This is a genomic window from Pedobacter sp. HMWF019, from assembly GCF_003061025.1.
Taxonomy (GTDB): domain Bacteria; phylum Bacteroidota; class Bacteroidia; order Sphingobacteriales; family Sphingobacteriaceae; genus Pedobacter.
Window position 1 is genome coordinate 1 of the sequence record NZ_QAIL01000347.1, and the last position, 2,517, is coordinate 2,517.

The 2,517-nt window shown below is 34.6% G+C and carries 1 protein-coding gene; it reads right to left on the minus strand.

Annotated elements, in window-relative coordinates:
• Nucleotides 1–7: 7 nt before the first annotated feature.
• On the minus strand, nucleotides 8–2,517 hold a 2,510-nt coding region (locus DBR11_RS19170), incomplete at its 5' end, for a S9 family peptidase (protein WP_108554241.1).

Genomic DNA, 2,517 nt, shown 5'->3' on the forward strand with positions numbered 1-2,517 from the left:
ATTTAATTTATTTCAACTCTATTAAAATTGGTTTTCTTGTCATTAGACTGTCTACCGTCTTCTGTTCCTCAGGTGTCAGCAATCCTGGTCCCGGTGTTTTGATTTTTGTATCATATGCCAATCCATCATCTAATCCACGTCTTTCAGCACTTATACCCCTCGTCATCCATATTGGGGCTGGCTTGTCCTTCAGATAGTGGTCAAAGAACTGCATCATACGAGTACTAAAGTCCTTAGCCTCCTTACCCCAAACACCGTGATTCCCCTCAGAATAAGCTAACAGCCAGCTTCTTTTTCCTAATCGTCGAAGTCCCGTAAAAAATTCTATAGCATCTTCATAAGGACATGCGCTGTCTTTTTTAGTATGCATGATTAACAGTGGTGTGGTTATTTTGTCCAATTGGAAAATTGGCGAGTTCTTAATATAGGCATCAGGAATTTCCCAAATAGTTTTCCCCATTCTTATTTGCCCCGCCTCGTACAAACTCCTGTACGAAGCCCCACTTGGAGATAACCTTCCATAACTACCAATCCAATCAGCAATACCTGATGCGGAACAAGCAGCGGAAAATAGATTCGTATGTGTTACGAGATAATTAGTTTGGATACCTCCCCAACTACAACCTTGAATACCCATCTTCCTTGGATTCACAAAAGGCAAAGTACTGACATATTTAGCCGCCGAAACTACTGAATTGTAAGTCCCTTGCATTGGATCCCCTATCTTATAAATGATGTCAGGTATAAAGATTAAATACCCATTGTTTACATATGTTGGTATATCAATGTTGCAGCAACCAGATAAAGGTTCAGGTTTTATATAAGCATTTAAATTATTTGATTTAGTTTCGTAATAATGAAAAATAACTGGATATTTTTTTGTTGGATCAAAATCTTCTGGTTTATATAGAATTCCTTGCAGATTCCTTCCATCCAGAGACGTCCAAGTATGTAACTCACTCGTATACCAATTATATTCACGCTCCGGATGTAGATTACTTAAAGCCCTAAAAGTTTTAAAATCTTTTGTACTAAAATAGTTCGGTGCCTCTTTTGCGCTCATGCGACTTACTATATAAATCTTTGCGTTTTTTGCCTTTATTGGTACCCAACCACCATCATCAATCACAACTCCATGAGGACCAGAACAATAAAGGTAATTCCCTATACTCAGCAATTCGATTTTTTTCACTTTTTCAAGTCCTATGCTATAAAATCCATTTTGTTTTGATTTTAGATTAAATGCTGTCAATATGATTTTTTGATCTTTTCTTAATAAGCATGGGTTACCCTGCCCAAATATAATATTGAAAACAAAATCATGTTTTCTACCGTATCCTGCTGTCAAATTTACAGGAGTTTTCTGCCCAGATAGATCCATTTTCCAGATATCATAACTATCATAGAAAAGTACACTTTCATCATCATCTAACCAGCCAGCAATTGCAGCCCTTACTAAACCTTGTTCATTACCGCTTTCTAAAAATGCATTGGATATCACATGGCTTAGTTTTGTTTGCGTATTATAGCTTATGTAGCTATGTTGTTCCGGATCAAAGTAGACTATATATTTACCGTTGGGAGATATTCCTTCAGGCCTATATTTTAATGGTATTCTTCTTCCGCTTTTTAGAAAAATCAGATCAAAGCGATTACCAAAAAAACCATCTATAAGCTCACTATCATGATATAAAATTCTAATTGTATCAGATGATTCATCCTTAAATATATTAGATCCTAAATGCTCAAACTCACTTTCTAATCGGATAATTTTACCATTTGTCAAATTTATAACAGCTGCATAGACTCGACTTTCAATCTCACTCTCTTGTTGCGTTTGTAGTTTATGGTCTAGGTAGCTCCAAATTTCAATCAAACCTGGTTTTGGTTTTATTTTTTTTTCTCCCTTTAACTCTATAAAAAGCATGTCTCCGTCATTACTAAACTGCTTAATTCTTTCGAATATCAATCCTGAATCTAAATGTGTCATTTGTTGATTGATTAGACAATTAAGTTTCTCTGAAGTCATATCATAAGTAAATAAACCAATTTCCGAAGTAAATGCCAGTTTATGATGTTTAAGATCTAATAAGATATCTTTTGCTTTTACTCCTTCCCAAATCAATGTACTTTTCCCCGTAGGTAAGTCGATCCATTTTAATTCCTGTAAATTTCTATCACCATTTTTCTTTTCAGTTTGCAGAATGACTGTTTTACCATCATCGCCCATGACTTTGCTAATTAATCGGTTATAAGTATATTTCTTATGAGTTTTTAGGTTTTGAAAGATTAATTGCTTTTTATTTTTTTCAAATTGATAGGCAATCCATTCACTTACTTCATTTTGACACATGGTAAATGAACCTACATTAGGTATGTATTGAACTAAACTCTTACCTAATGGAACAATCACTAAACTATCATTTGAATTAAGGAATACAGCGTAGTCACCTTCTTTACTAATTAAAGGAGAAGCAGGGATACCTTTGAATTTTCTTTTCCAGTTATTTTCGGTAG